The sequence below is a fragment of the Streptomyces sp. NPDC058864 genome, assembly GCF_042742985.1.
Taxonomy (GTDB): domain Bacteria; phylum Actinomycetota; class Actinomycetes; order Streptomycetales; family Streptomycetaceae; genus Actinacidiphila.
Genome location: NZ_JBHYMQ010000002.1, coordinates 73,083 through 94,930 on the forward strand (window position 1 = coordinate 73,083; position 21,848 = coordinate 94,930).

The window sequence follows — 21,848 nt, forward strand, 5'->3', positions numbered from 1 at the left end:
GGGTGTGTTCGCGGTTCCCGGCCCCCCCCGCCTATCCCCGTAGAACGGGGGGCGGGGATACTTTTTAGTCTACCCCCCGCCCGCCGCCCTCCCGTTTTCCGCCAACATTCCCCACAATTGCTCACCGCGGGGCGGAGCAATTCGCTCCGGAAAGAATTCAAGGAATAAACCAATCCGCTATCGCCGATCATTACCGGCGGGTCGACTCAAATAATTTTCTTGCAGTCAACCCCTCCCCGTGGCAGACTCGGTCGCGGCAGGGCCGGAACTTCGAAAACGACCATGTTCCGGCTCGTAGATCAGTGACCGCGGGGGGACCTGATGCACACCGTTGTCGATTGGATCGACCATGCCGCCGACGACCGGGGAATCCATTTCCCGGATTCCGGGACCGGCTGGTCGTTCGTCTCCTACACCACACTGGCCGGTGAGGCGCACCGAGTGGCCTCGTTACTCCACGCCCACGGCGCACAGCCCGGCGACGTGGTATCTCTGCTGGTCAGCGAGGTGCGTGACTTCGCACCCGCCTTCCTGGGCACCATGCTGGCCGGCCTCACACCGGCACCGGTCGCCTCGCCCCTCACCTTCCAGGGGAATGACCGGTACACCGAGCACGTCACGGACATCCTGAGGGTCGCGGAACCGGCCCTGGTGCTGTCCGACGCATCTCTCTCGGAAATAGCGGAGAAAGTCTCGGCAGAACTGGACGGCGGCTCCGCGGTACTCCTCGAGGGGTCGGCGGAATTACCGATCGAGGATTCCGCGCGGCGCACCCCGGCGGACCTCGGACTCCTGCAGTTCACCTCGGGATCCAGTGGCACCCCGAAGGGGGTCAGGGTGACCCGGGACAATCTGGCGGCGAACGTCCGGAGCATTCACGAATGGCTGGGGACAACCGCCGCCGACTCCTGTTCCTCCTGGCTCCCGCTCTATCACGACATGGGACTCATCGGAACGTTCCTCGGTTCGCTCACGGCCCAGATCGACCTGTGGCTCATGTCGCCCCTGGACTTCGTGCGGGACCCGTTGCGCTGGCTGGAGGCGCACGGCCGGCACGGCGCGACCATGACCACCGCCCCCAACTTCGGGTACGGCTACACCGCCAAACGCGTCCGTCCGCAGGACCTGGAGGGAATGGACTTCTCGCACTGGCGGGTCGCCATGAACGGAGCGGAGCGCATCGATCCCCGGGCCGCCGCCGCGTTCGGCGCGCTGCTGGCCCCCCAAGGCTTCCGCACCACGGCCTTCGCCCCCTGCTACGGACTCGCCGAGGCCACGCTGGCCGTCTCGGGCGTCGCTCCGGGCACGGGGGCACGGACCGTACGGCTGGAGGGCGGACTGCACCCCGGCCGGCCGGTCCTGCCCACGGGCCGGGGACGGCTCGGAACGGCCCACCCGGACGGCGGGGCGAACTGGCTGACGTCCTGCGGTCCGGCGCTGCCGGGCACCACGGTGGACGTCGTCGACGAGGACGGCGTGCCGCTCCCCGAGGGGCACTTCGGCGAGATCCGCGTCCGGGGGACGTCCGTGGCCGCCGGCTACCGGTCCTCCGCACCCGACGCCTCGTCGAACTTCACGGACGGCGGGCTGCGCACCGGCGACTCCGGATTCCAGCTGGAGGGCGAGCTGTTCGTGGTCGGCCGGGTCGGCGACAGCATCAAGGTCCGCGGCCGGAAGGTGCACGCGGAGGACCTCGAGACCGCGCTCACCGTGATCGACGGCATCCCGTCCGGACGCTGTGCCGTCGCCCTCGGCACGACCGGAGAGGCCCACCACCTGGTGGCCGTCGTCGAATCGGGGGAGACCGGCTGGCTCGACGGCGCGCTCGCCGTGGTCCGCGCCGCCACCGACGACACCGTCAGGGTCACCGTGGTCCGCACCGCGCGGGGCGGCATCCCCCGCACCTCCAGCGGCAAGCCGCGCCGCCGCCTGCTCTGGCGGCGCTTCCAGGACGGGGAGGCCATCGGGGAGATCGTGCACGGCACCGCTCCCGCCGCCCCCGTCACCGGCTGACCCGGCGGGTTCCGCCCGTCCGGCGTGCCCGGCACGCCCGGCACGCCCGGCACGCCCGCCGCAGTCGCAGTGATCCCTCTCCGGCATCCGTGGATTCCGCCGCGCTCCCGCCGCGGTCACGCATGCCCTGACGACGTGAATTCCCACAAGGAGACGAGTGCAATGACGACCGCCGCCACCACGGACACCGGACCCGGCCAGGGCTACGTCCCCGACATCACCGCGGAAACCGGCACCGACGAGCACGGACCCGGCCAGGAGCGGCAGGGCCGGCTCGCCACCTCCGCCGACCTCTACCGGCGCTGGGAACGGCAGCAGTGGAGCGTCGCCGAGGTCCGGCCGGCCCGTGACGCGGAGCGCTGGAACGCCCTCACCCCGTTCATGCGGCAGCAGATGCTGGGCGCGCTGGCCGAACTGGAGGTCGGCGAGGTCGCGGTGACCCACACCCTCGGCACGCTGATCGACAGCCCGCCGACCGAGGACGACCGCATCTACCTGTGCACCCAGCTCGCCGACGAGGCCCGCCACGTGCGGTTCTTCCAGACCTACCTGGAGGACGCCTGCGGCATCGACCTCGACGCCGCCGAGGGCGGCGAACTGGAGGCGGCGGCCGACTACGCCAAGGTCTTCGCCCCCGAGCTCACCAGGGTCACCTCGGAGGTCCGGCGCAGCGGCGACACCGAGTCCTGGTACCGCGCCCTGGTCTACTACCACCTGATCACCGAGGGCGTACTGGCCGCCACCGCGCTGCGCACCACCCGCTTCCTCGCCCGGCGGCTGCGGCTGGCCGCCCTGGAGGAGGGGCTCACCAACGTCACGCGGGACGAGTCCCGGCACGTCTCGTTCGGGCTGCGCGCCGCCGAGGACGGGGTGGCGCGCGGCTTCGGCCGGGTGGTCGAAGACGCCCACTTCGAGGCGATCGGGATGGCGGCCTGGGTGCTCATCGGCCCGGCCCGGCACAATCCCTCGCCCGCCATCCCCGCCGCGCTCGCCAGCCGGGCCGCGCAGTTGCAGGGCGCCGTCGACATCGGCGAGGAGCGGCTGGTCAAGCAGCTGCGCCTGATCGGCCTGCCCGAACTGGCCGAGCGCGCTCGGCGGGCCTGGCGCGAGGAGATCGACAAGGCGCTGTCCGCCTACGAGGAGCGGTGGTCGGCTCCGCACCCGATCCGTGCCGCCGCGGCGCGTGCCGCCGCCCGGTGATCCACCCGTCAGTACCCCTCTCAGGAAAGTGAGTTCGGCATGTCCAACGAGTCCACACGCGTCAGGGTCCGCGAGATCGTCGGCGAGATGAGCCCGAGCGGCAAGCGGGACGTCGCCCCCTCGGACCTCCTGGTGGAGGACCTCGGCTACGACTCCCTCGCCGTGATCGAGCTGTCGCTGCAGATCGAGTCCGCCTTCGGCCTCAGCTCCATGAGCCAGGGGACGGTGCCCGACATCACCACCGTCCAGGACGTCGAGGAGCTGGTCGTGCAGGCCCTCGCCACCCCCGTCGACGCCGCGTGAGCGCCGCCGTGACCCCGACGAAGGAGCGCGCCGACCGGCACTGCCTGACGGAGGACGCGGCGGCGGAGCTGCTGCGCCCCGCGCCCTGGCAGCGGTTCGCCGTGATGGGCGACAGCTTCGCCCAGGGCGTGGGCGGCCCGTGCCCCGGCTATGCCGACGTGCCCTGGCCGGAGCGGGTGGCGGGCGCCCTGCGGGCCACCCGGCCGGGGCTGGCGTACCTCAACACCGGCGAGACGGGGCTGCGCACCGCCCAGGTGCGCGAGGCGCAGCTGGAGCGGGTCCTGGCGTTCCGCCCCGACCTGGTGAACGTCGCCTCCGGCGGCAACGACCTCTTCGTGCCGGAGCCCGACCTGGACGCGGTCGAGGCCGACCTCGACGCCATCTACCGGGCGCTGCACGAGCGGAAGGCGCACATCTTCGCCTTCACGGTCGCCGACATCTTCGACGCCTTCCCCGAACTGGCCGAGTTCCGGACGAGGATCGCCGCGCTGAACGAGCGGATCAGGGCGGTGGCCGGCCGCTACGACGCCACCGTCGTGGAGATGGAGCGGCATCCGGTCCGGAACGAACCCACGCTGATGAGCGGGGACGGGATCCACTTCTCGATGCACGGGCACGCGGTGCTCGCGTCCGAGATCGTCCGCAACCTCGCGCAGGACATCGCGTGACCGGGCCCGCCGCCTCGGTCGCCGGCGCCGACTACGTCGTGGTCGGTGCCGGCTCGGCCGGCTGCGTCCTCGCCGCGCGGCTGAGCGAGGACCCCTCGGTGCGGGTCGTCCTCGTCGAGGCCGGCGGACCCGACCGCAAGGCGGAGATCAGCATCCCGGCCGCGTTCCCCAAGCTGTTCGGCACGGAGTACGACTGGGCCTTCTCCACCGCCCCCCAGCCGGCCCTGGGCGGCCGTGAGGTCTTCTGGCCGCGGGGCAGGACCCTGGGCGGTTCCTCCTCGCTCAACGCCCAGATCTGGACGCGCGGTCACCGCGCGGACTACGACAGCTGGGCCGCCTCCGGCCTCACCGGCTGGGGCTTCGCCGAGGTGGAACCGTACTTCCGGCGGGCCGAGGAGACCCTGGGCGTCCGGCACCTGCGCGATCCCAACCCCACCACCGCCGACTTCCTCGCCGCCTGCGCCAAGGCGGGCGTCCCCCCGATGGGCGACACCGAGTGGACGGCGCCCGAGGGCTGCGGGCCGATCCGCGTGACCCAGCGCAACGGCCGCCGCTGGAGCACCGCCGACGCCTATCTGCGCCCCGCCCTCGGTCGGGACAACCTGACCGTCCTCACGGCGGGGCAGGCCCGGCGGGTCGTGCTCGACGGCACCCGCGCGGTCGGCGTCGAGGTCGCCACGCCGGAGGGCGTACGGACGGTGCCGGCGGCCCGCGAGGTGATCCTCGCCGCGGGCGCGGTGGGCAGCCCGCACCTGCTGATGCTGTCCGGCGTCGGCGACCCCGAGGTGCTGCGCGCGCACGGCGTCCCGGTCGCCGTGGAACTGCCGGCGGTGGGGCGGGGGCTGAGCGACCACCTGTTCGCGCCGCTCGCGCTGGCCGCCCGCGAACCGGTCTCGCCGGGCATCGGCGACCAGGCCGAGGACGTGATGCGGTACTTCCGCGACCGGACCGGGAAGCTGAGCTCCAACCTCGCCGAGGCCGTGGTCTGGCTGCGCACCGACGAGCGGCCCGGGGCCTCGGACGTCGAACTGCTGTGGATGCCGGTGCCGTTCCTCGACCACGGACGCGGCGACCCCGGGCACGGGGTGACGCTCAGCGTCGTCCTGCTGCAGCCGCAGAGCCGCGGCCGGATCACGCTGCGCTCCGCCGACCCGGCCGCGGCGCCCCTGATCGACCCCGGCTATCTGACCGACCCGGGCGGGGCCGACCTGGCCACGCTGACCGCGGGCGTCCGCCGGGCCCAGGACATCCTCCGCCGGGAACCGCTGGCGCCGTGGCTCGGGGAACCGCTGGTCGCGGGGGTCCTGGACGGTTCCGCCGACGCCGTGGCCGCCCTCGTACGGCGCCACGCGGAGACGCTCTACCACCCCGTGGGCACCTGCCGCATGGGGGCGGACGAGGCGTCGGTCGTGGATCCCCTGTTCTGCGTGCGGGGGACGGCGGGACTGCGCGTCGTCGATGCCGGCGCACTTCCGGTAGTCCCCCGCGCGCACACCCACGCTCCGACCGTGATGCTCGCCGAGCGCGCGGCCGACCTGCTGCGCACCGCCTGATCCGAGCCCGACGAACCGAGAGGCCCTCCGCCATGACCGTGGACCACCGGACGCTGTTCGGCGCCCTGCTCGCCGACGACGACTTCACCGCCAAGCTGAAGGACCGCGGGCTCTCGCTGTTCTTCGTCCAGCCCGAGCCCGGCGCCGCCGTCTTCGTCTCCTCCGACGGCGTGGTGACGGGCGAGCCGCCCTTCCCGCCCACCCTGCGCCTCGAGATGGGGCCGGACACCGCCCACGAGCTCTGGAGCGGCCGGCTGCCGCTGATGAACGCCGTGGTGGAGCGCCGGCTGGCCGTCAAGGGCCCGGTCGCCCAGGTCCGGCAGCTGGCGGAGCTGCTGCCGGCGGTGGGCGCCAAGTACGCCGAACTGTCCGCCTGACCCGCCCGTGACGCGTCCGAAGACCGTACGACACCGAAGAGAGGCATGACCGCCATGACCGCCGCCGTCAGCACCGGCATCGTGACCAACGCGCCGACCCTGTCCGACACGGCCGCCCTCAGCGCGGCCGCCATGCCCTCCCTGTTCACGCTGCCGCCCGAGGTGGAACGGCTGCGCGACGAGGTCCGCGAGTTCGCGCGCACCGTCGTGAAGCCCCGGGTGCTCGACAACGACCTCGCGCCGCACGACGACTTCGACTGGGAGATCGTCCGCGAGGGCCACGAGCTCGGGCTGCTGCGGATGACCCTGCCCCGGGAGTTCGGCGGCCGCGGCGTGGGGGTGCTCGGTGTCGCCGTCGCCCTGGAGGAGCTGGCCGCCGTCTGCGCCAGCACCGCGCTGATCTTCGGCGCGTCGCTGCTCGGCCAGAGCAGCGTGCTCGCCTCCGGCGACCCCGGCCTCCAGGCCCGGTTCATCCCCGGGTTCCTCGGCACCGAGCCGGTGCTCGCCTGCAACGCCATCACCGAGGAGGTGGCCGGCTGCGACCTGCTCATCCCGGAGAACTCCCGCCACGCGCAGGAGGTGACCACCGCCCGCCGGGAGGGCGACACCTACGTCCTCAACGGCGTCAAGCGGTTCATCACCAACGGCAAGGCCGCGCAATGGTGCACCGTCTTCGCCAACCTCGAAGGACATGCCGGGGCGGACGGCCTGACCACCTTCGTCGTCCCGCTGGACAGCGAGGGCGTGACCCGCGGCCCGGTCGCGGACAAGATGGGCTACCGCGCGTGCCTGGGCACCACCCTGGTCTTCGAGGACGTCCGCGTTCCCGCCGCGAACGTGGTGCACGGCGAGGGCAACGGCTGGAACTTCCTCACCATGCAGTCCAACCAGGCCCGCACCACCGTCGCCGCGATCTCCACCGGCGTCGCCCGGGGCGCGTTCGAGATCGCCAGGCAGTGGTGCGGCGAGCGCGTCCAGGCCGGGGTGCCGCTGTACCGGCACCAGTTCAGCGCGCGGAAGCTCGCGGAGATGTCCGTGAAGATCGACGCCGCCCGGCTCCTCTACCTCCAGGCCGCCCACCAGGCCGACAACATGCTGCCGGCCCCCACCTACGGCCCGGCCGCCGCCAAGCTCTACGCGGACCGGATCGCCGTCGAGGTGGCCGAGGAGGCCATGTCGATGCTCGGCGCCCGCGGCTACTGCCGCGAGTACGACGTCGAGAAGTTCGTCCGCGAGTCCTTCGGGGCCCGCATCTACGAGGGCACCCCCGAGGTCCTCGCGCTGGCCGTCACCGGTGCGCTCTACGGCCACCGCGCCTGAGCCGCGATCCGGACGGGGGGAGCCATCGCGATGGACCGGACACTCGAACGGGCCCGGAGCACCGACGTCTACGCCTCCGAGGTGCAGATGGTGCACAGCCTGACCAGTTTCACGGGGCTCGCGGCCCTGCTGCCCGCGGAGAGCCTCCTGTACCACTGCGAGCGGCCCGGCGGCCCGACCGTCCTCGCCGTGCGCGACGACGGGCTGCCCGAGCCGTACCGCCACGGCGTGTACGGCTTCCGGCTGGCCCAGTACCTGAGGCTGAGGTTCGCCAGCGCGGATCTCGCCTTCCGGCGCTCGCTGGTGACCGAGCCCCACGGCGGCCACCGGAACGAGATCCACGTGCTCGCCCTCGACGGGCCGAGCGGCGCGATCCTGCGCTACCTCTCGCTGGTCGGCTCCACCGACCCGGTGCCCCTGCACCTCAAGGACCCGGCACGAACGCTCTTCCCGTGCGAGGTCGCCCACGGGGTCAATCTCTTCGAGCACGTGGAGTGCGACGGCGACCTCGACACCAGCCGGGTGTGGGAGGTCAAGCGACTGGTGCACCGCGCCGAGCAGAATCGTTCCAGCGCCCACGCGCGGCTCCGCCTGACGCTGGAGCTGATGCTCGGCTTCTACACCGCGCTCGGCCGGATCGAGCCGGCCCCCGAGGTGCTCGTGGGGGACGGCGAGGAGGGCATCGCCATCCGCAGGCTGCTGCGCAGCCTGAAGGACATCACGGTGCTGGAGGGCACCCGGCCCTCGCTGCCCGCCGACGACCTGATGTTCCCGCTCTACACGCAGCGCGACGTCGTGAAGCCCTTCGTGGCGCGGGCTCCGCACGGCGAGGAACTGCAGCGACTGATCCGACACATCGACCGCGCCCTGTCCGACCGCAATCCGCTGGACGCCCTCAAGGGCCTGGTGGAGACGGTCGGCGGCCGCCTGCGGAGGGTTCACGTATGACCGGCATCCACACGACCGCGCCCGTCCCGGCCGTCGCCGCGCCCGGCGCCACGGCGACGGGCGGCGCCCCCGACGCGTTCTACGCCGCGTTCACCGAACGCAACCGCGGCCTGATCCCGGACGCCGCGCAGCGGGCGCTGCGTACGGCCGTGGTCCTCGTCGCGGGGTGCGGATCGACGGGCGGGGCGGCCGTCGATCCGCTGACCCGGCTGGGCGTCCAGCACTTCGTCCTCGCCGAACCCGGCACGTACGAGCTGAACAACCTCAACCGCCAGCACGCCGCGCACGCCGACATCGGCCGCAACAAGGCCGAGGTGGCCGCCGAGCGCGTCCGCGCGGTCAACCCGCACGCGGTCGCCGAGGTGCGCCCGGAGGGAATCCGGCCCGAGAACGTCGAGGCACTGCTGGGCGGTTGCGACATCGTCGTCGACGGCGTCGACGTGACCACCCCGGCGGGCTGGCACGCCAAGTACGCCCTGCACGCCGAGGCCGCGGCCCAGGGCCGGCCCGTCGTCTCCGGCTACGACATGTCCGGCACCCAGTACGTCCGCTACTACGACTACCGCCTCGGGCTGGCGCCGCTGGCCGGCGAGGTCACCGCGGAGCAGCTCGCCGCCGAGTCGGTGTGGGAGCTGCTGCTGCGGGTCGTGCCGCGCGCGCTGGTGCCCGACGACCTGCTGGCCGATGTGCGCACCCACCGCGACGAGCCGGACTACAGCGTTCCGCAGCTGGTGTACACCTCGCTGCTCTTCGGCGTCCTGACCGCCCGTTACGTCGTCGAGGTGCTGGCGGGCCGTCCCGTCCGCGAGGCGCTGTCGCTGGACGTCCACCAGATCGTCCGACCGCAGTCCTAGGAGGAAGAGATGACGTCCGAACTGCTCAGGCCCGATCTCCAGGCCGATCCGGTCACCCGCCAGACGAAGAAGGCGGCCCAGTTGCTCGTCGCGTCCGCGCGGCACTCGTACGACCCCCTGGTGGACATCGACTGGGACGCGCCGCTCGTCGAGGGCAAGTGGTTCCTCGCCGAGAAGCGCTGCTCGCTCTACGGCACCGAGCTGTGGGACTCGCTCGGTACCGAGCAGCGGATGCTGCTCAGCCGTGAGGAGCTGGCCGCGTCGGTCGCCGTCGGGGTGTGGACCGAGCACGTGCTGCTCCACCTGGTCTCCCGGTACGTCTACAAGCGCGACGTGTCGACCCCGCAGGTGCAGTTCGCCCTGACGGAGGTCGCGGACGAGGTCCGGCACATGATCATGTTCGCGAAGCTGGTGGAGAAGATCGGGGCGGAGATCTACCCGACGCCGCCGAAGACCCTCCGCAGCGGGCTGCTGCTGAAGACCTTCGCGCCGGTGCCGGCGCTGTGGGCGCTGATCCTGCTCACCGAGGAGTTCTTCGACCGCTTCCAGCGCGAGCAGTCGGGCGACGAGACCATCCAGCCCGTCGTGCGCGCGGTCGCCCGCATCCACGTGGTGGAGGAGGCCCGGCACATCTCCTTCGCCCGCACCGAGCTCGAGCGGTTCGTGCCCACCCTGTCCGGGGCCCGGCTCGGCGCCCTGCGCAGGCTGCTCGCGGGGATCGTGGCGGGCATGCGCAAGGACCGCTACAACCCGTTGATGTACCAGCGCGCCGGGCTCGACCCGAAGACCGCGATCGCGGCGGCCCGCGCCAACCCCAACAACATCGAGAACGCGAAGTACGGGGGTCAGCGGATCGCCGCGTACTACCACCGGATAGGGCTGATCGGCGGCCCGACGGAGAAGGTCTGGCGCGAGGCCGGCTGGCTGTCGTGACCGCCCACGGCCACGAGCCCGGCCACGACCACGACGAGGACGGCTACGCCGGTCCGGCCACCCTGCTGGTGGCCGGCCGGACCCTCGACGTCGAGGTCCGGCTGACCGGCCACTTCCAGCCCCTCGACGGCCGGTACCACTGGTACGGCCGGCTGGCCCCCGACGCGCGGCTGTCCGCGCTGGTGGCCGGCCGGCCGGTCCCGGTCACCGTGTGCACCCCGCACGGCCGGGCCGAGGGCGAGCTCTCCGACCCCGACCTGTGGCAGCGGATGCGGGTCGAGGGCACCAGCACGCCCCCGTTCACCGCCATGGCCACGCCCGGTTTCGAGAACTGACCCGCGAGAACCCAGGGAGCCGCACCATGTGCTTCGACGCCGATTCCGCGCCTCCGGTGCCCCACGGGCCGGAGGCCCTCGCCCGGGACCACCGGATCACCCTCACCGCGCGGGACGGAACCCGCTTCGCCGCCTTCGAGGCCGTACCGGAGAACCCCTCCGGCCTCGGCGTCGTCATCCTGCCCGACGTACGCGGGCTCTACCGCTTCTACATCGAGCTGGCCCGGCGCTTCGCCGAGAACGGCCACCACGCGGTGGTCGTGGACTACTACGGCCGCACCGCGGGGGTGGGCGAACGGGACGCGGACTTCCCGGTGGACGAGCACATGGTGCGGCTGACGCCGCGCGGCCTGTACGACGACCTCTCCGCCGCGGTGGCGCACCTGCGCTCCCCCGAGGGCGGCGAACGGCGCCGGATCGTCACCGCGGGCTTCTGCATCGGGGGCCGCCTGGCCGTCCTCGCGGGTACGAAGAGGGCGGGCCACGACCTGGCAGGGACCGTGGGCTTCTACTGCTGGCCCGCCCCCGGCCCGGACGGCGCACCCGGCCCCACCCAGCGGGCGGCCGAGCTGACCGCTCCGGTGCTCGCGCTGATGGCGGGCGACGACCCCGGCATCCCGCCGGGACACGTCGACGCCTTCGCGCGCGCCCTCGCCGAGGCGGGGATCGAGCACGAGGTGGTCGTCTACCCCGGCGCCCCGCACAGCTTCTTCGACGTGAAGCAGGGCGACCACGCCGCGGCCTCGGCCGACGCCTGGCGCAGGGTGCTGGCCTTCGCCGGGCACGCGGCCACCGGGTGAGGGGCGACCGTCGCGCAACGCCAAGAGCCCGTCCGATCGAGGCGATCGGACGGGCTCCCGTCACACTGTGGAAGTGGAGCTACGGGGATTCGAACCCCGGACCTCTTGCATGCCATGCAAGCGCTCTACCAACTGAGCTATAGCCCCGCGCTGTCGTTCCCCCGGGTTCCCCCGGCGACCTGCCATACATTACACGGCCATGGGGGCCCTTCGCCAAATCCATTCCTGGCCGCCGCGACAGGGCTCCCGGTACTGTCGGCTGACCCCTCCCCGACCGAGAGCGGAGCAGCCCGCCGTGACCGCGACACAGCCCAGGGCCACCGCCGGAAATGCGCCCCGGAGCCTCCCGGCACGGCGGATCACCCTCGTCGCGGCACTCGCCTGCCTGGTCTCCTTCGCGGCTTTCTGGGCCGCCCAACGCGCCGCGCACGTCTCGATGATCGACCTCACCGTCTACCGTGCCGAGGGCCGCACGGTGCTCGACGGCGGCGACCTCTACGCGATGCGCGTCACCCACGCCCAGTTGCCCAACACCTACCCGCCCTTCGCGGCGCTGCTCTTCACGCCGCTGGCGCTGCTCGGCACCGGCGCCTGCCGGATCGCGGCGACCCTGCTCAACCTCGGCCTGCTGGTGGCGCTCGGCCATCTGTCGCTCCGCCTGGCCGGACTGCCGCGGCGGATCCCGCCGGCGGCGGCCGCGCTCGGCGTGGCCGCCGCCGCCGTGTGGTGCGAACCGGTGTGGACGACGCTGCGGTACGGGCAGATCAACCTGCTGCTCGCGGTCCTGGTGCTCTGGGACCTCACCCGGCGCGGGGGGCGGACGGCCGGGATCGGCATCGGCATCGCCGCGGGGATCAAGCTGACCCCGCTGCTGTTCGTGGCCTTCCTCGCGATCGGCGGTGCGGCGGTGGCCTGGCGGCGGCGCGAGCGGTGGAACGCGTGGCTGCGGCAGGCCGCCGTGGCGTTCGTCACCTTCGCCGCCACCGCGGGCCTTTCCGCCCTCGTGCTGCCGCGCGACTCGGAACGCTTCTGGACCGGGGTCGTCTTCTCCGCCGACCGGGCCGGCAACGCCGAGGACACCGCCAACCAGTCCCTGCGGGGAGCGCTCGCGCGAGCGCTGCACACCGGGGACCCGGGCGGCTGGTGGCTCGTCGCCGCCGCTCTCGCGGCCTGCGCGGGCCTGGCCGTCGCCACGGCGCACCTGCGGGCCGGGGAGGACGCCTGGGCGGTGCTGTCCTGCGCCGTGACGGGCCTCCTGGTCAGCCCCGTCTCCTGGTCGCACCACTGGGTGTGGGCGGTCCCCCTGGTCGTGTTCCTCGCCGGACGTGCCCCGCGCGGCCGCCGGCCCGCACTGTGGTGGGGCGGCGCCGCGCTGTACGCCCTGCTCTTCTGCTCGTACGCGCTGTGGCTCACGCCGCACGGAGACGGGGTCTCGCGTCCCGAACTCCACCAGTCCGTGCCGCAGATGGCCCTGTCCGCCGTCTACCCGGCCGCCGGGGCGGCGTTCCTGTGCCTCGCGGCGGCCGCCGTGTGGCGGGGCCGCGGGGACCGCGCCAGAGCCTCCGCCTGAGGCGACCGGCCCGGGGCCCTCTCCCCCAACAGACCCACCCGGAAGGCCGGTTCACGCCGGCCGGCCCGGCTCGGGGGAGGCCGGGTGAAACGCGAGGATCCCGCCTCCCCTGAGGGGAGACGGGATCCTGTGTTCCTGTGGAGCTACGGGGATTCGAACCCCGGACCTCTTGCATGCCATGCAAGCGCTCTACCAACTGAGCTATAGCCCCGCTGTCCTCGGACTTTGCTGCCCGGTGAACGAGAAGAAGCTTAGCCGGTCGGGGCCGGATTCCTGAAATCGGCTCCGGTCCGGCCCCGCCCCGGCTCTCCCGGGGCCCGTCAGTCGTCGTCGCCGAGCACCGGCTCGGGCAGGGTCCCCGCGTTGTGCTCCAGCAGCCGCCAGCCGCGGGCACCCTCGCCGAGGACCGACCAGCAGGTGTTGGACAGCCCGCCGAGCGCCTCCCAGCTGCGCGGGTCGAGCCCGAGCAGACGGCCGATGGTGGTGCGGATGGCGCCGCCGTGGCTGACGACCACCAGCACACCGCCGTCGGGCAGCTTGTCGGCCGCCGCGAGCACCACCGGGGCGGCCCGTTCGGCGACCTCGGTCTCCAGTTCGCCGCCGCCGCGCCGCACCGGTTCGCCGCGCTTCCAGGCCGCGTACTCCTCGCCGTACCGCTCGGTGATCTCCTCGTGCGTCAGGCCCTGCCAGACACCCGCGTAGGTCTCCCGCAGCCCCTCGTCGTACGAGATGTCCAGGCCCGTGACGGCGGCCAGCTCCGCCGCCGTGTCGGCGGCGCGCTGCAGGTCGGAGGAGACGATCGCGTCCGGTTGCAGCGCCGCCAGCAGACGTGCGGCCCGCTTGGCCTGGCCGACGCCGGTGGAGGTCAGCGGGATGTCCGTGGAACCCTGGAAGCGGCCCTCCACGTTCCAGGAGGTCTGGCCGTGCCGCCAGAAGACGACGCGGCGGCCGCGACCCCGCACGTGCCCGTTCAGATCAGCTCTCCGTCCTCGTCGGCGGCAGCGGTGGCGCGGGCGTGCTCCTCGGCCTTGCCGCGGGTGGCGACGGCGTCCTTGGGCAGCTCGAGCTCGGGGCAGTCCTTCCACAGCCGCTCCAGCGCGTAGAAGACCCGCTCCTCCGAGTGCTGGACGTGCACCACGATGTCGACGTAGTCGAGCAGGACCCAGCGGCCCTCGCGCTCGCCCTCACGGCGCACCGGCTTGACGCCGAGCTCGTTCTGCAGCCGCTCCTCGACCTCGTCGACGATGGCCTTCACCTGGCGGTCGTTGGGCGCGGAGGCCAGCAGGAACGCGTCGGTGATGGAGAGGACGTCGCTGACGTCGTAGGCGATGATGTCGTGCGCGAGCTTGTCGGCAGCCGCCTGGGCGGCGGTCTGGATGAGCTCGATGGAGCGGTCCGTGGCGGTCACTGGTGCGGCTTTCCGGTCGGGGACGTCGTACGTCCAGGGTCTCACGGACCGTCCTCGGTCCCCGACCGGTTATGCGCCGCCCCGGTCAGACCTTCTCCGGCGGGCTGTAGTCCTGGCCCAGGACGACCGTGATGTCGGCGTTGGTGGCCACCTGGCCCTTCTTGGCGGCCTTGGCCGACAGGCCCAGCGTCTTGGCCAGCTCCTCCGCGTTCGCCTTCTGGTCGGCCTCGGCGTACAGCACCTGCGAGGTGGCCTGGGTGTCCGCGGTGGCACCGGAGACGAAGGTGTAGCCGCCGCCGACGATCTGGACCTGGGCCTCGCCGGTGTTGGTCGCGACGCCGGTGGCGTTGCGCAGCGTGACCCTGGGGATGCCGTCGGAGTCGGTGTTGGTGACGGTGCCGCCGAGCACCTTCTTCACCACGTCCTCGGTGGCCTTCTCGCTCAGCGTGCCGTCCGGCTCCACGGGCAGCGTCTCGGTGGTGTAGTCGCCGCCCTTGGCCTCCTCGGACAGCGCCGCGAGGCTGCTGCCGAGATCCTTCTCGGTCAGCGGGGGCTCGATGACCTGGTTGAGCCCCTCGACGGTCTTGGTCGCCAGGTCGGGGTCGCTGTACATCTTCTTCAGCACGGCCTGGACGACCTGCCCGAAGCGGGCGAGCTGCTTGTCGGGCCCCTCGCCCGGTCCCCGGTGGATGGCGTACGCGACGGCGGCCTGACCGCCGAGCTCCTGCTGCTTGCCCGGCTTGACGAGGGTCTTGTCGCCCTTCTTCTTGCCGGCCTTCACCGTGGCGTCGGTGTCGACGAGGACGCCGCCGAGGGACTCGACGAGGTTGTCCAGGTAGGGGGTGTCCAGCCGCCAGGTGCCGCTGATCTTCGTGCCGAGCAGGCCTTCCAGCGCCTCACGCGTCGGGGCGGAACCGTTCTCCACGACGGACTTGCCGAGCGTGGTGCTGCCGCCGTCGTCGCTGCTCACGGCGAGCGAGTTGGGCAGCAGGACGGTGGTGCCCTTCTTGGTGGTCGAGTTGCTGACCAGCAGCGCGGTCGAGGTCTCCTCGCTGCCGACCGGGCGCAGGTGCAGCACGATGACGTCGCGCTTCTGGCCGCCCGCGGCCTGCTGGGCGGTCCCGGCGTCCCCGCCGAGGCCGGGGATCCTGCCGGCCTTCCACAGGTAGCCGACGCCTCCGACGGCGGCCAGCGCCAGGACGACGACCGCGGCGACCACGCGGTTGCGGCCGCGGCGCCTGGCCTCCTCGCGGCGCTCGGTGCGGGACTCGGTGAACTTCAGCCAGTCGATGACCTCTTCCGACTCCTCGGTCTCCTCGTCGACGAAGGAGAACTGGCCGGTGTGGTAATCGGCTTCGCCCGAGGGTGCGCGGCCCGGGGCCGGCCGGGACGGCGGCTCCTCGTACGCGGGCTGACGCGGCGCCGGAGGGGCCTGCGGCGGCGTCCGAGGGGGCGCCGGGGGCTGCTGGCCGTACTGCTGCTCCTGCGGGTGGTACGGCTCCTGGTACTGCGGCTGCTGCGGGATCCACCCCTGGTACTGCTGTGTCTGCTGGGGCTGTTGGGACTGCTGGTACTGCTGGGGGTGTTGCGGCTGCTGCCCGTACTGCTGCTGCTCCTGCGGGTAGTACGGCTGCCCGGAGTAGCCCTGCTGACCCTGCTGACCCTGCTGACCCTGCTGACCCTGCTGGTCCTGGTATGCCTGCTGCTGGCCGGTCTGCTGGGCGTACGGGTCGTACTGCCCGTACTCGTTGCCGTAACCGTTTGCGTAGTCGCCCCGCTGCTGTGCGTAGGGGTCCTCTCCGTAGGGGTCCTGACCGCCCTGCTCGGGTGTTCCCTCGGCGTATTGCCATCGGGGGTAGTCGTTCACTGGGGACCCCTCCAGTTGCCGATCAGCCGCTGATCACTTACCGGTACAGCCTGCGTTTGTCGATGTAGCGCACGACGCCGTCGGGCACGAGGTACCAGACGGGTTCCCCCTTGGCGACCCGCTGACGGCAGTCGGTCGAGGAGATCGCCAGGGCGGGCACCTCCACGAGGGAGACACCGCCGGCCGGGAAGCCGGGGTCGGACAGGGTGTGCCCGGGCCGGGTCACGCCGATGAAGTGCGCCAGCGAGAACAGCTCCTCGGCCTTGCGCCAGGAGAAGATCTGGGCCAGCGCGTCCGCCCCGGTGATGAAGAACAGCTCCGCCTCGGGGTGCTCGGCCCGCAGGTCGCGAAGCGTGTCGATGGTGTACGTGCGGCCACCGCGTTCGATGTCGCTGCGGCTGACCGAGAACTGCGGGTTCGACGCGGTGGCGATCACCGTCATCAGGTAGCGGTCCTCGGCCGCCGACACCTTCTGGGCGCTCTTCTGCCAGGGCTGGCCGGTGGGCACGAAGACCACCTCGTCCAGCTGGAAAAGGTGCGCCACCTCGCTGGCCGCCACGAGGTGGCCGTGGTGGACGGGATCGAACGTCCCACCCATCACACCGATTCGCTTCTTCATGCGGATAGACCCTACCCGCATCACCTGAACGAGCTCAGCGGTCGCGGTTGAAGCGGGTGGTGATGAAGAGCAGGAGCAGCAGCGCGAACAGCGCGCCGCCGCCCGTGAGGTAGGGGCTCAGGCTCTCGTGGTTGCCGCCGCCCTCGCCCTCGGCGAGCGTGGTCAGGACGGCGGCGGTCGCGTAGGAGGTCATTCGGCGGTCCCTTGGTGGCTTCGGGGTCTGTCGACGGGCGGGAAGACTCGGGCAACATCGTACGGGCGGTCGGGGCGGAACTTCGCGGTGGCTCCGCGCGTCCTCACTACGTACCCAACGGGCGAGCAGGGGGGCGGGGACATATGTCCGGTCCGAACGATTCGAGCGGTGCGAACGGCGGCGGGAACGACGGCGAGCGGCTGCCCGGACGCAACCGGCGGCGTTTCGAGGGCATCTCCTCACGCGCGTACGAACACCCGGCTGACCGCTCCGCGCTGGTGGCGCTGCGCAAGCTGAGCGGCTTCGACACCGTCTTCAAGGCGCTCAGCGGCCTGCTGCCGGAGCGCTCGCTGCGGCTGCTGTTCCTCTCGGACTCGGTGCGCGTCGGCGACCAGCAGTTCGCGCACCTCAACGACATGCTGCGGGACGCCTGCTACATCCTCGACCTGCCCAAGGTCCCGGCGATGTACGTGACCCAGGATCCGCGGCCCAACGCGATGTGCATCGGCCTGGACGAGCCGATCATCGTCGTCACCACCGGGCTGGTGGAGCTGCTGGACGAGGAGGAGATGCGGGCCGTCGTGGGCCACGAGGTCGGCCACGCCCTGTCCGGCCACTCCGTCTACCGCACGATCCTGCTCTTCCTGACCAGCCTGGCACTGCGGGTCGCGTGGATACCGCTCGGCAACCTCGCGATCATGGCGATCGTCACCGCACTGCGCGAGTGGTTCCGCAAGTCGGAGCTCTCCGCGGACCGTGCCGGACTCCTGGTCGGCCAGGACCTGCGGGCCTCGATGCGCGGCCTGATGAAGATCGCCGGCGGCAACCACCTCCACGAGATGAACGTGGACGCGTTCCTGAAGCAGGCCGAGGAGTACGAGGAGTCCGGCGACCTGCGCGACTCCGTGCTGAAGATCCTCAACGTGCTGCCGCGCAGCCACCCGTTCACCACCGTGCGGGCCGCTGAGCTGAAGAAGTGGGCCGCGAGCCGCGATTACCAGCGCATCATGGACGGCCACTACCCGCGGCGCAGCGAGGACAAGGACACCTCGGTCTACGACTCGTTCAAGGAATCCGCGGGCCACTACGCCGATACGGTGAAGACGAGCAAGGACCCGCTGATGAAGCTGCTCTCCGACATCGGGTCGGGGGCGGGCGACATCGGCGGCCGGCTGCGCGACCGCTTCACCGGGACGCCGGGCCAGGGCTCCGGCCCGTCGGGCCGTCCGCCGAAGGACTCGCAGGACCCGCCGCCGCAGGGCTGATGACCGGCCCGGCCGCCGGGGACGGGGCGAGCACCCCGCACACCGAGCTGATCTCGTGGCGGTGGTCATGGGGGTCGACCCCGGGCTGCTGGGGCGGCCGCTGCCCGGCCAGCAGCGGCAGGAAGTGCGCCACGGGTGCGCCCACGCAGGACAGCGGACCGGCCTCGACGGCCGCCTGCAGCAGCTCCACGTGCTTGTCGCGCAGGTCCGCGCGGTCGAAGCGCATCCGCAGCTCGCGCCGCACCGTGAACAGCGAGGCCTGGCCACTGCCCCCGGTGGCGGCCTGCACGGCGTAGACCAGGGTGTGGTCGGTGACGACCTCCAGAGCGTCCTCCCCCGCCTCGGCCACGGTCATGGTGCCGCGCACCTTGACCTCGTCGACGGCGAGGGCCACGCGGGTGGGGTCGAAGCGCACCAGCCAGCCGGTCGCCGCGTGCCGCCCGTCGTCGGCGGGCCGCTCCAGGCTGCGGTCGAACTGGTCGAGCTGGCCGGGGTCGAGCATGGTGCGTACCGTGCGGACGTCCCCGCCGGTCAGGGCACCGGGAACGGCCGAGGAGGCGACCAGGTAGTCCTTGGCGGAGACCAGGGCCTGCATCACCTGGCTCTCGCTGAAGTGCGCGGTACGGCGTGCCGGCGGCAGCGCGTAGCCCTCGCCGCCGGCCCGGTAGTGCTCGGCGCGCTGCCCGGCGAAGGGCCGGGAGCGGTCCACGGCGGCCACCGCGGCCGTGGGGGCGAGTGGCAGCAGGGTGATCCGCAGCGGCTCGGCCACGGGAGGGGCGGGCGGGGCGTAGGGGTTGCGTATGCCCAGGTAGACGGCGGTCCCGAAGGCCACGGCGATCAGCAGGACGAGGACCAGGGCCTGCCGTGGGGCGCCGCCGCGGGCCCAGAGGCGGCGGGTGCGCACGGAGCGGGCCGAGCCGTCCAGCCGCTCCCGCGCGGAGAACTCCTGTATCCGGGCAGCACGCACGAACGATTCGTCGAAGACGACGGATCGGTACTCGTCCTCACCGCCTCCCGGGGAGCCCTGGGGGTTCCCCTCCGGTGGGTCACCAGGCCCGCTCATACAACAAGCGTAGGTCTGTCAGGGCCCTTTAAAACGTCCTGGTACGAGACAAGTTCGGGCGGCGCTCAGGGGCTGTGGCTGACCGCCACCGGGGGAAGCGACGGGGCTCCGATCCGGCCCGTCGGAGGGGGCGGCACGGCAGGCTGGCGGGCCCCTCCGGCGCCCCGGTAGACCGCCGCGAAGGTCAGCGCGACGACGCCGATGCCCATCACCACGGCGAGCACCCATGCCACGGTGCGGTGCCAGCGCCCGTGCCCCCGGTAGGGGCTGCGCTGGGAGTAGAGGTCCTCGTACTCCTCGTCCTCCGCGGAGCGCTCGGTGTCCTCCTCGCCGTACGGAGCGGCGGCCTCCTCGCGGCCCAGCGCACGGGGGCGGGACGCCTCGGCCTCGGCCTGCGCCGTGGCGGCGGCGAGCATGCGCTCGTGGGCGCTGGGTTCATGGAAGGCGGCCGCCCGTATGAAGGCCTCGTCGAGCACCACGGACGCGAATTCGTCATCCGCGCCACCGTGGTCCTCGCCGTCCGGGAACGGCTTGCCCCCCAGTTCGTCCGGCACCCGTCCAGAATAGGGCCGACGACGCGGATTGGGCAGGCCGCCCGTGAAGTCCGTCCGTCAGGCGCGGGGCATGTCAGCCGCGCACGTGTCCGTCCCCGGTGAAGACGTACTTGGTCGAGGTCAGCTCCGGCAGGCCCATCGGGCCGCGGGCGTGCAGCTTCTGGGTGGAGATGCCGATCTCCGCGCCGAAGCCGAACTGGCCGCCGTCGGTGAACCGGGTCGAGGCGTTGACGGCGACGGCCGCCGAATCCACCAACTGGGTGAACCGCCGGGCGGCCGGCTGCGAGGTGGTGACGATGGCCTCGGTGTGCCCGGAGGACCAGAGCCGGATGTGCTGCACGGCCGCGTCCAGCGAGTCCACCACGGCGGCGGCGATGTCGTGGCTCAGGTACTCGGTCTCCCAGTCCTCCGCGGTGGCCGGGACGACGGTGGCCTTGGTGCCGCTCTTCGCGGCCAGTTCCCGCACCCGGTCGTCGGCGTGCACGGTGACCCCGGCCCCGGCCAGCGCGTCCAGGGCGCGCGGCAGGAAGTCGGCGGCGATGTCCCGGTGCACCAGCAGCGTCTCGGCGGCGTTGCACACGCTCGGGCGCTGCGCCTTGGAGTTGAGCAGGACGGAGACGGCGATGTCGAGGTCGGCCTGCGCGTCCACGTACACATGGCAGTTGCCGGTGCCGGTCTCGATCACCGGGACGATGGACTCCTCGACCACCGTCTTGATGAGCGAGGCGCCGCCGCGCGGGATGAGCACGTCGACCATGCCGCGGGCGCGCATCAGCTCGCGAACCGACTCCCGGCTCTCGCCCGGCACCAACTGCACAGCGTCGGCGGGCAGTCCGGCGCCGCCCACCGCGTCGCGCACCACCGTCACCAGAGCGGAATTGGAGTGGTACGCGGAGGAGGAGCCGCGCAGCAGCACCGCGTTGCCGGACTTCAGGCACAGCGAGGCCGCGTCCACGGTGACATTGGGCCGGGCCTCGTAGATGATGCCGACCACGCCCAGCGGCACCCGGATCTGGCGCAGGTCGAGCCCGTTGGGCAGCGTGGAGCCGCGCACCACCTCGCCGACCGGGTCGGGCAGTCCGGCCACGTCGCGCACGTCGGAGGCGATGGCACGGACGCGCTCGGGGGTCAGCGTCAGCCGGTCCACGATCGCCTCGCCGGTCCCCGCCTCGCGGGCGCGGGCGACGTCCTCCGCGTTCGCCTCGACGATCTCCCGCGTACGGACGACCAGGGCGTCGGCGATGGCCAGCAGGGCGTCGTCCTTCACCGAGCGCGGCAGCGGCGCGAGGTCGGCGGCCGCCGCACGGGCGCGGTAGGCGGCCTGCAGCACCGGGCTCTTCGGCCACGGCGAGGGCAGGGATGCGGCGAGGTCGTCGTTGCTGTGGCTGCGGCTGCTCATAGCGGCCAGGGTACGGCGTGGGCACCACGCGACGGGACGGCTTTCCAGCGGGTGAGACCCGTGCGGAGCACGGCCGGGAGGCCGCCGCGGGTCAGTACGGGTGCACCCCGACGGGAGCCGCCGGCGGCGGCCCGTAACCCTCCGCCAGGCGCTGGTGGTACGTGTCGCGGTCGATGACCTCCAGTCCGACCGTCTCCCAGGGCGGCAGGTTGGCGGAGGAGCGGTGCTCGCCCCACAGCCGCAGCGCGATGGCGGCGGCGTCGTGCAGGTCGCGGGCCTCCTCCCAGTACCGGATCTCGGCGTGGTCGGCCGCGTACCGGCTGGTGAGCAGGAACGGGTGGTCGTTCGCGAGCTGTTCCAGCGCACGGCGCACCTCGGCGAGCGGGGCCTCGGGTCCGGAGACGCTGAGCGTCACGTGCCAGAGCCGGGACACGGGGCGCTCCCGCGTCGCCGCCGGGGCGGTGTCGTCGCTCGTCACGCTCACCAGTGTCCGCTCCGCCGTCCCTCGGGACGACGATGCCCCCGGGCGCCCTCGTCTCACCGGCGGCCTCCCTGTCGTCCCTGTCGTCCCGTCCCTGGCCGGATTCCGTCCTCCGCCCTCAAAGT

23 protein-coding genes and 2 tRNA genes are annotated in these 21,848 nt (G+C 72.5%); 14 read left to right on the top strand and 11 right to left on the bottom strand.

The genetic code is table 11. The features are described from left to right. Window positions 1-321: 321 nt before the first annotated feature. The 12 genes from ACFW3D_RS01980 (at window position 322) to ACFW3D_RS02035 (ending at window position 11,304) form a co-directional block, all read left to right on the top strand. On the top strand, window positions 322-2,013 hold the full coding sequence (locus ACFW3D_RS01980) for an AMP-binding protein (protein WP_500500292.1): 1,692 nt from the start codon (window positions 322-324) through the stop codon (window positions 2,011-2,013). Window positions 2,014-2,175: 162 nt separating this feature from the next. Then, a complete protein-coding gene (locus tag ACFW3D_RS01985; RefSeq protein ID WP_500500293.1) occupies window positions 2,176-3,213 on the top strand; it encodes a ribonucleotide-diphosphate reductase subunit beta in 1,038 nt (345 codons plus the stop codon). Between the two features lie 39 nt (window positions 3,214-3,252). After that, window positions 3,253-3,516: an acyl carrier protein gene (locus tag ACFW3D_RS01990; protein ID WP_500500295.1), complete on the top strand. Its 264-nt coding sequence runs from the start codon at window positions 3,253-3,255 to the stop codon at window positions 3,514-3,516. Window positions 3,517-3,524: 8 nt separating this feature from the next. Further along, window positions 3,525-4,184 (top strand): SGNH/GDSL hydrolase family protein, encoded by a 660-nt coding sequence (locus ACFW3D_RS01995; protein WP_500500297.1) that lies wholly within the window; start codon window positions 3,525-3,527, stop codon window positions 4,182-4,184. Continuing rightward, window positions 4,181-5,737, top strand: coding sequence for a GMC family oxidoreductase (locus tag ACFW3D_RS02000; RefSeq protein ID WP_500500299.1), 1,557 nt, complete (start codon window positions 4,181-4,183; stop codon window positions 5,735-5,737). Before ACFW3D_RS01995 ends, ACFW3D_RS02000 begins: the two co-directional genes overlap by 4 nt. 32 nt (window positions 5,738-5,769) lie before the next feature. After that, window positions 5,770-6,114, top strand: coding sequence for a hypothetical protein (locus ACFW3D_RS02005; protein ID WP_500500301.1), 345 nt, complete (start codon window positions 5,770-5,772; stop codon window positions 6,112-6,114). A gap of 45 nt (window positions 6,115-6,159) precedes the next feature. Next, a complete protein-coding gene (locus ACFW3D_RS02010) occupies window positions 6,160-7,434 on the top strand; it encodes an acyl-CoA dehydrogenase family protein (RefSeq protein WP_500500303.1) in 1,275 nt (424 codons plus the stop codon). Window positions 7,435-7,464: 30 nt separating this feature from the next. Next, window positions 7,465-8,382, top strand: a complete 918-nt coding sequence (locus ACFW3D_RS02015; protein ID WP_500500305.1) for a hypothetical protein — start codon at window positions 7,465-7,467, stop codon at window positions 8,380-8,382. Then, the gene (locus ACFW3D_RS02020; protein ID WP_500500307.1) at window positions 8,379-9,236 is read left to right on the top strand and encodes a HesA/MoeB/ThiF family protein; all 858 of its coding nucleotides are present in this window, start codon (window positions 8,379-8,381) and stop codon (window positions 9,234-9,236) included. Before ACFW3D_RS02015 ends, ACFW3D_RS02020 begins: the two co-directional genes overlap by 4 nt. A 9-nt stretch (window positions 9,237-9,245) precedes the next feature. Next, window positions 9,246-10,169, top strand: a complete 924-nt coding sequence (locus tag ACFW3D_RS02025; RefSeq protein ID WP_500500309.1) for an AurF N-oxygenase family protein — start codon at window positions 9,246-9,248, stop codon at window positions 10,167-10,169. Next, entirely contained in the window at window positions 10,166-10,504 is a 339-nt protein-coding gene (locus ACFW3D_RS02030; protein ID WP_500500310.1) for a DUF4873 domain-containing protein, read from the top strand. Before ACFW3D_RS02025 ends, ACFW3D_RS02030 begins: the two co-directional genes overlap by 4 nt. 26 nt (window positions 10,505-10,530) lie before the next feature. Then, a complete protein-coding gene (locus ACFW3D_RS02035; protein ID WP_500500311.1) occupies window positions 10,531-11,304 on the top strand; it encodes a dienelactone hydrolase family protein in 774 nt (257 codons plus the stop codon). Window positions 11,305-11,378: 74 nt separating this feature from the next. On the opposite strand, the gene ACFW3D_RS02040 is transcribed toward ACFW3D_RS02035, so the two are convergent. Continuing rightward, window positions 11,379-11,451 (bottom strand) — tRNA-Ala (locus tag ACFW3D_RS02040). Window positions 11,452-11,599: 148 nt separating this feature from the next. Between ACFW3D_RS02040 and ACFW3D_RS02045 the strand changes: the two genes are divergently transcribed. After that, a complete protein-coding gene (locus tag ACFW3D_RS02045) occupies window positions 11,600-12,874 on the top strand; it encodes a glycosyltransferase 87 family protein (RefSeq protein WP_500500313.1) in 1,275 nt (424 codons plus the stop codon). A 138-nt stretch (window positions 12,875-13,012) separates the two neighbouring features. Here the strand turns inward: ACFW3D_RS02045 and ACFW3D_RS02050 are convergent. The 6 genes from ACFW3D_RS02050 to ACFW3D_RS02075 form a co-directional block, all read right to left on the bottom strand. Beyond that, a tRNA-Ala gene (locus ACFW3D_RS02050) sits at window positions 13,013-13,085 on the bottom strand. Between the two features lie 109 nt (window positions 13,086-13,194). Then, a complete protein-coding gene (locus ACFW3D_RS02055) occupies window positions 13,195-13,836 on the bottom strand; it encodes a histidine phosphatase family protein (protein ID WP_500500314.1) in 642 nt (213 codons plus the stop codon). A gap of 8 nt (window positions 13,837-13,844) precedes the next feature. Continuing rightward, a complete protein-coding gene (gene rsfS / locus ACFW3D_RS02060) occupies window positions 13,845-14,282 on the bottom strand; it encodes a ribosome silencing factor (protein WP_500500707.1) in 438 nt (145 codons plus the stop codon). Between the two features lie 85 nt (window positions 14,283-14,367). Further along, window positions 14,368-16,149: an LCP family protein gene (locus tag ACFW3D_RS02065; protein ID WP_500500316.1), complete on the bottom strand. Its 1,782-nt coding sequence runs from the start codon at window positions 16,147-16,149 to the stop codon at window positions 14,368-14,370. 37 nt (window positions 16,150-16,186) lie between these two features. Next, window positions 16,187-16,768 (bottom strand): nicotinate-nucleotide adenylyltransferase, encoded by a 582-nt coding sequence (gene nadD, locus ACFW3D_RS02070; protein ID WP_500500318.1) that lies wholly within the window; start codon window positions 16,766-16,768, stop codon window positions 16,187-16,189. 34 nt (window positions 16,769-16,802) lie between these two features. Then, window positions 16,803-16,961, bottom strand: coding sequence for a hypothetical protein (locus ACFW3D_RS02075; protein WP_018556595.1), 159 nt, complete (start codon window positions 16,959-16,961; stop codon window positions 16,803-16,805). A gap of 143 nt (window positions 16,962-17,104) precedes the next feature. Here ACFW3D_RS02075 and ACFW3D_RS02080 point away from each other — a divergent pair, with 143 nt between their 5' ends. Next, window positions 17,105-18,226 carry a M48 family metallopeptidase gene (locus tag ACFW3D_RS02080; RefSeq protein WP_500500320.1) on the top strand — a complete coding sequence of 374 codons (1,122 nt, stop codon included), beginning with the start codon at window positions 17,105-17,107 and terminating at the stop codon, window positions 18,224-18,226. On the opposite strand, the gene ACFW3D_RS02085 is transcribed toward ACFW3D_RS02080, so the two are convergent. The 4 genes from ACFW3D_RS02085 to ACFW3D_RS02100 form a co-directional block, all read right to left on the bottom strand. Beyond that, window positions 18,147-19,289: an SCO2583 family membrane protein gene (locus ACFW3D_RS02085; protein ID WP_500500321.1), complete on the bottom strand. Its 1,143-nt coding sequence runs from the start codon at window positions 19,287-19,289 to the stop codon at window positions 18,147-18,149. The two genes, ACFW3D_RS02080 and ACFW3D_RS02085, sit on opposite strands and share 80 nt — an antisense overlap. Before the next feature lie 65 nt (window positions 19,290-19,354). Beyond that, window positions 19,355-19,843, bottom strand: a complete 489-nt coding sequence (locus ACFW3D_RS02090; protein WP_500500323.1) for an SCO2584 family spore wall biosynthesis protein — start codon at window positions 19,841-19,843, stop codon at window positions 19,355-19,357. 73 nt (window positions 19,844-19,916) lie between these two features. After that, window positions 19,917-21,242, bottom strand: coding sequence for a glutamate-5-semialdehyde dehydrogenase (locus ACFW3D_RS02095; RefSeq protein ID WP_500500325.1), 1,326 nt, complete (start codon window positions 21,240-21,242; stop codon window positions 19,917-19,919). A gap of 91 nt (window positions 21,243-21,333) precedes the next feature. Continuing rightward, complete coding sequence (locus ACFW3D_RS02100; protein ID WP_500500326.1) at window positions 21,334-21,783, bottom strand: DUF8830 family protein; 450 nt, start codon at window positions 21,781-21,783, stop codon at window positions 21,334-21,336. Window positions 21,784-21,848 lie beyond the last annotated feature (65 nt).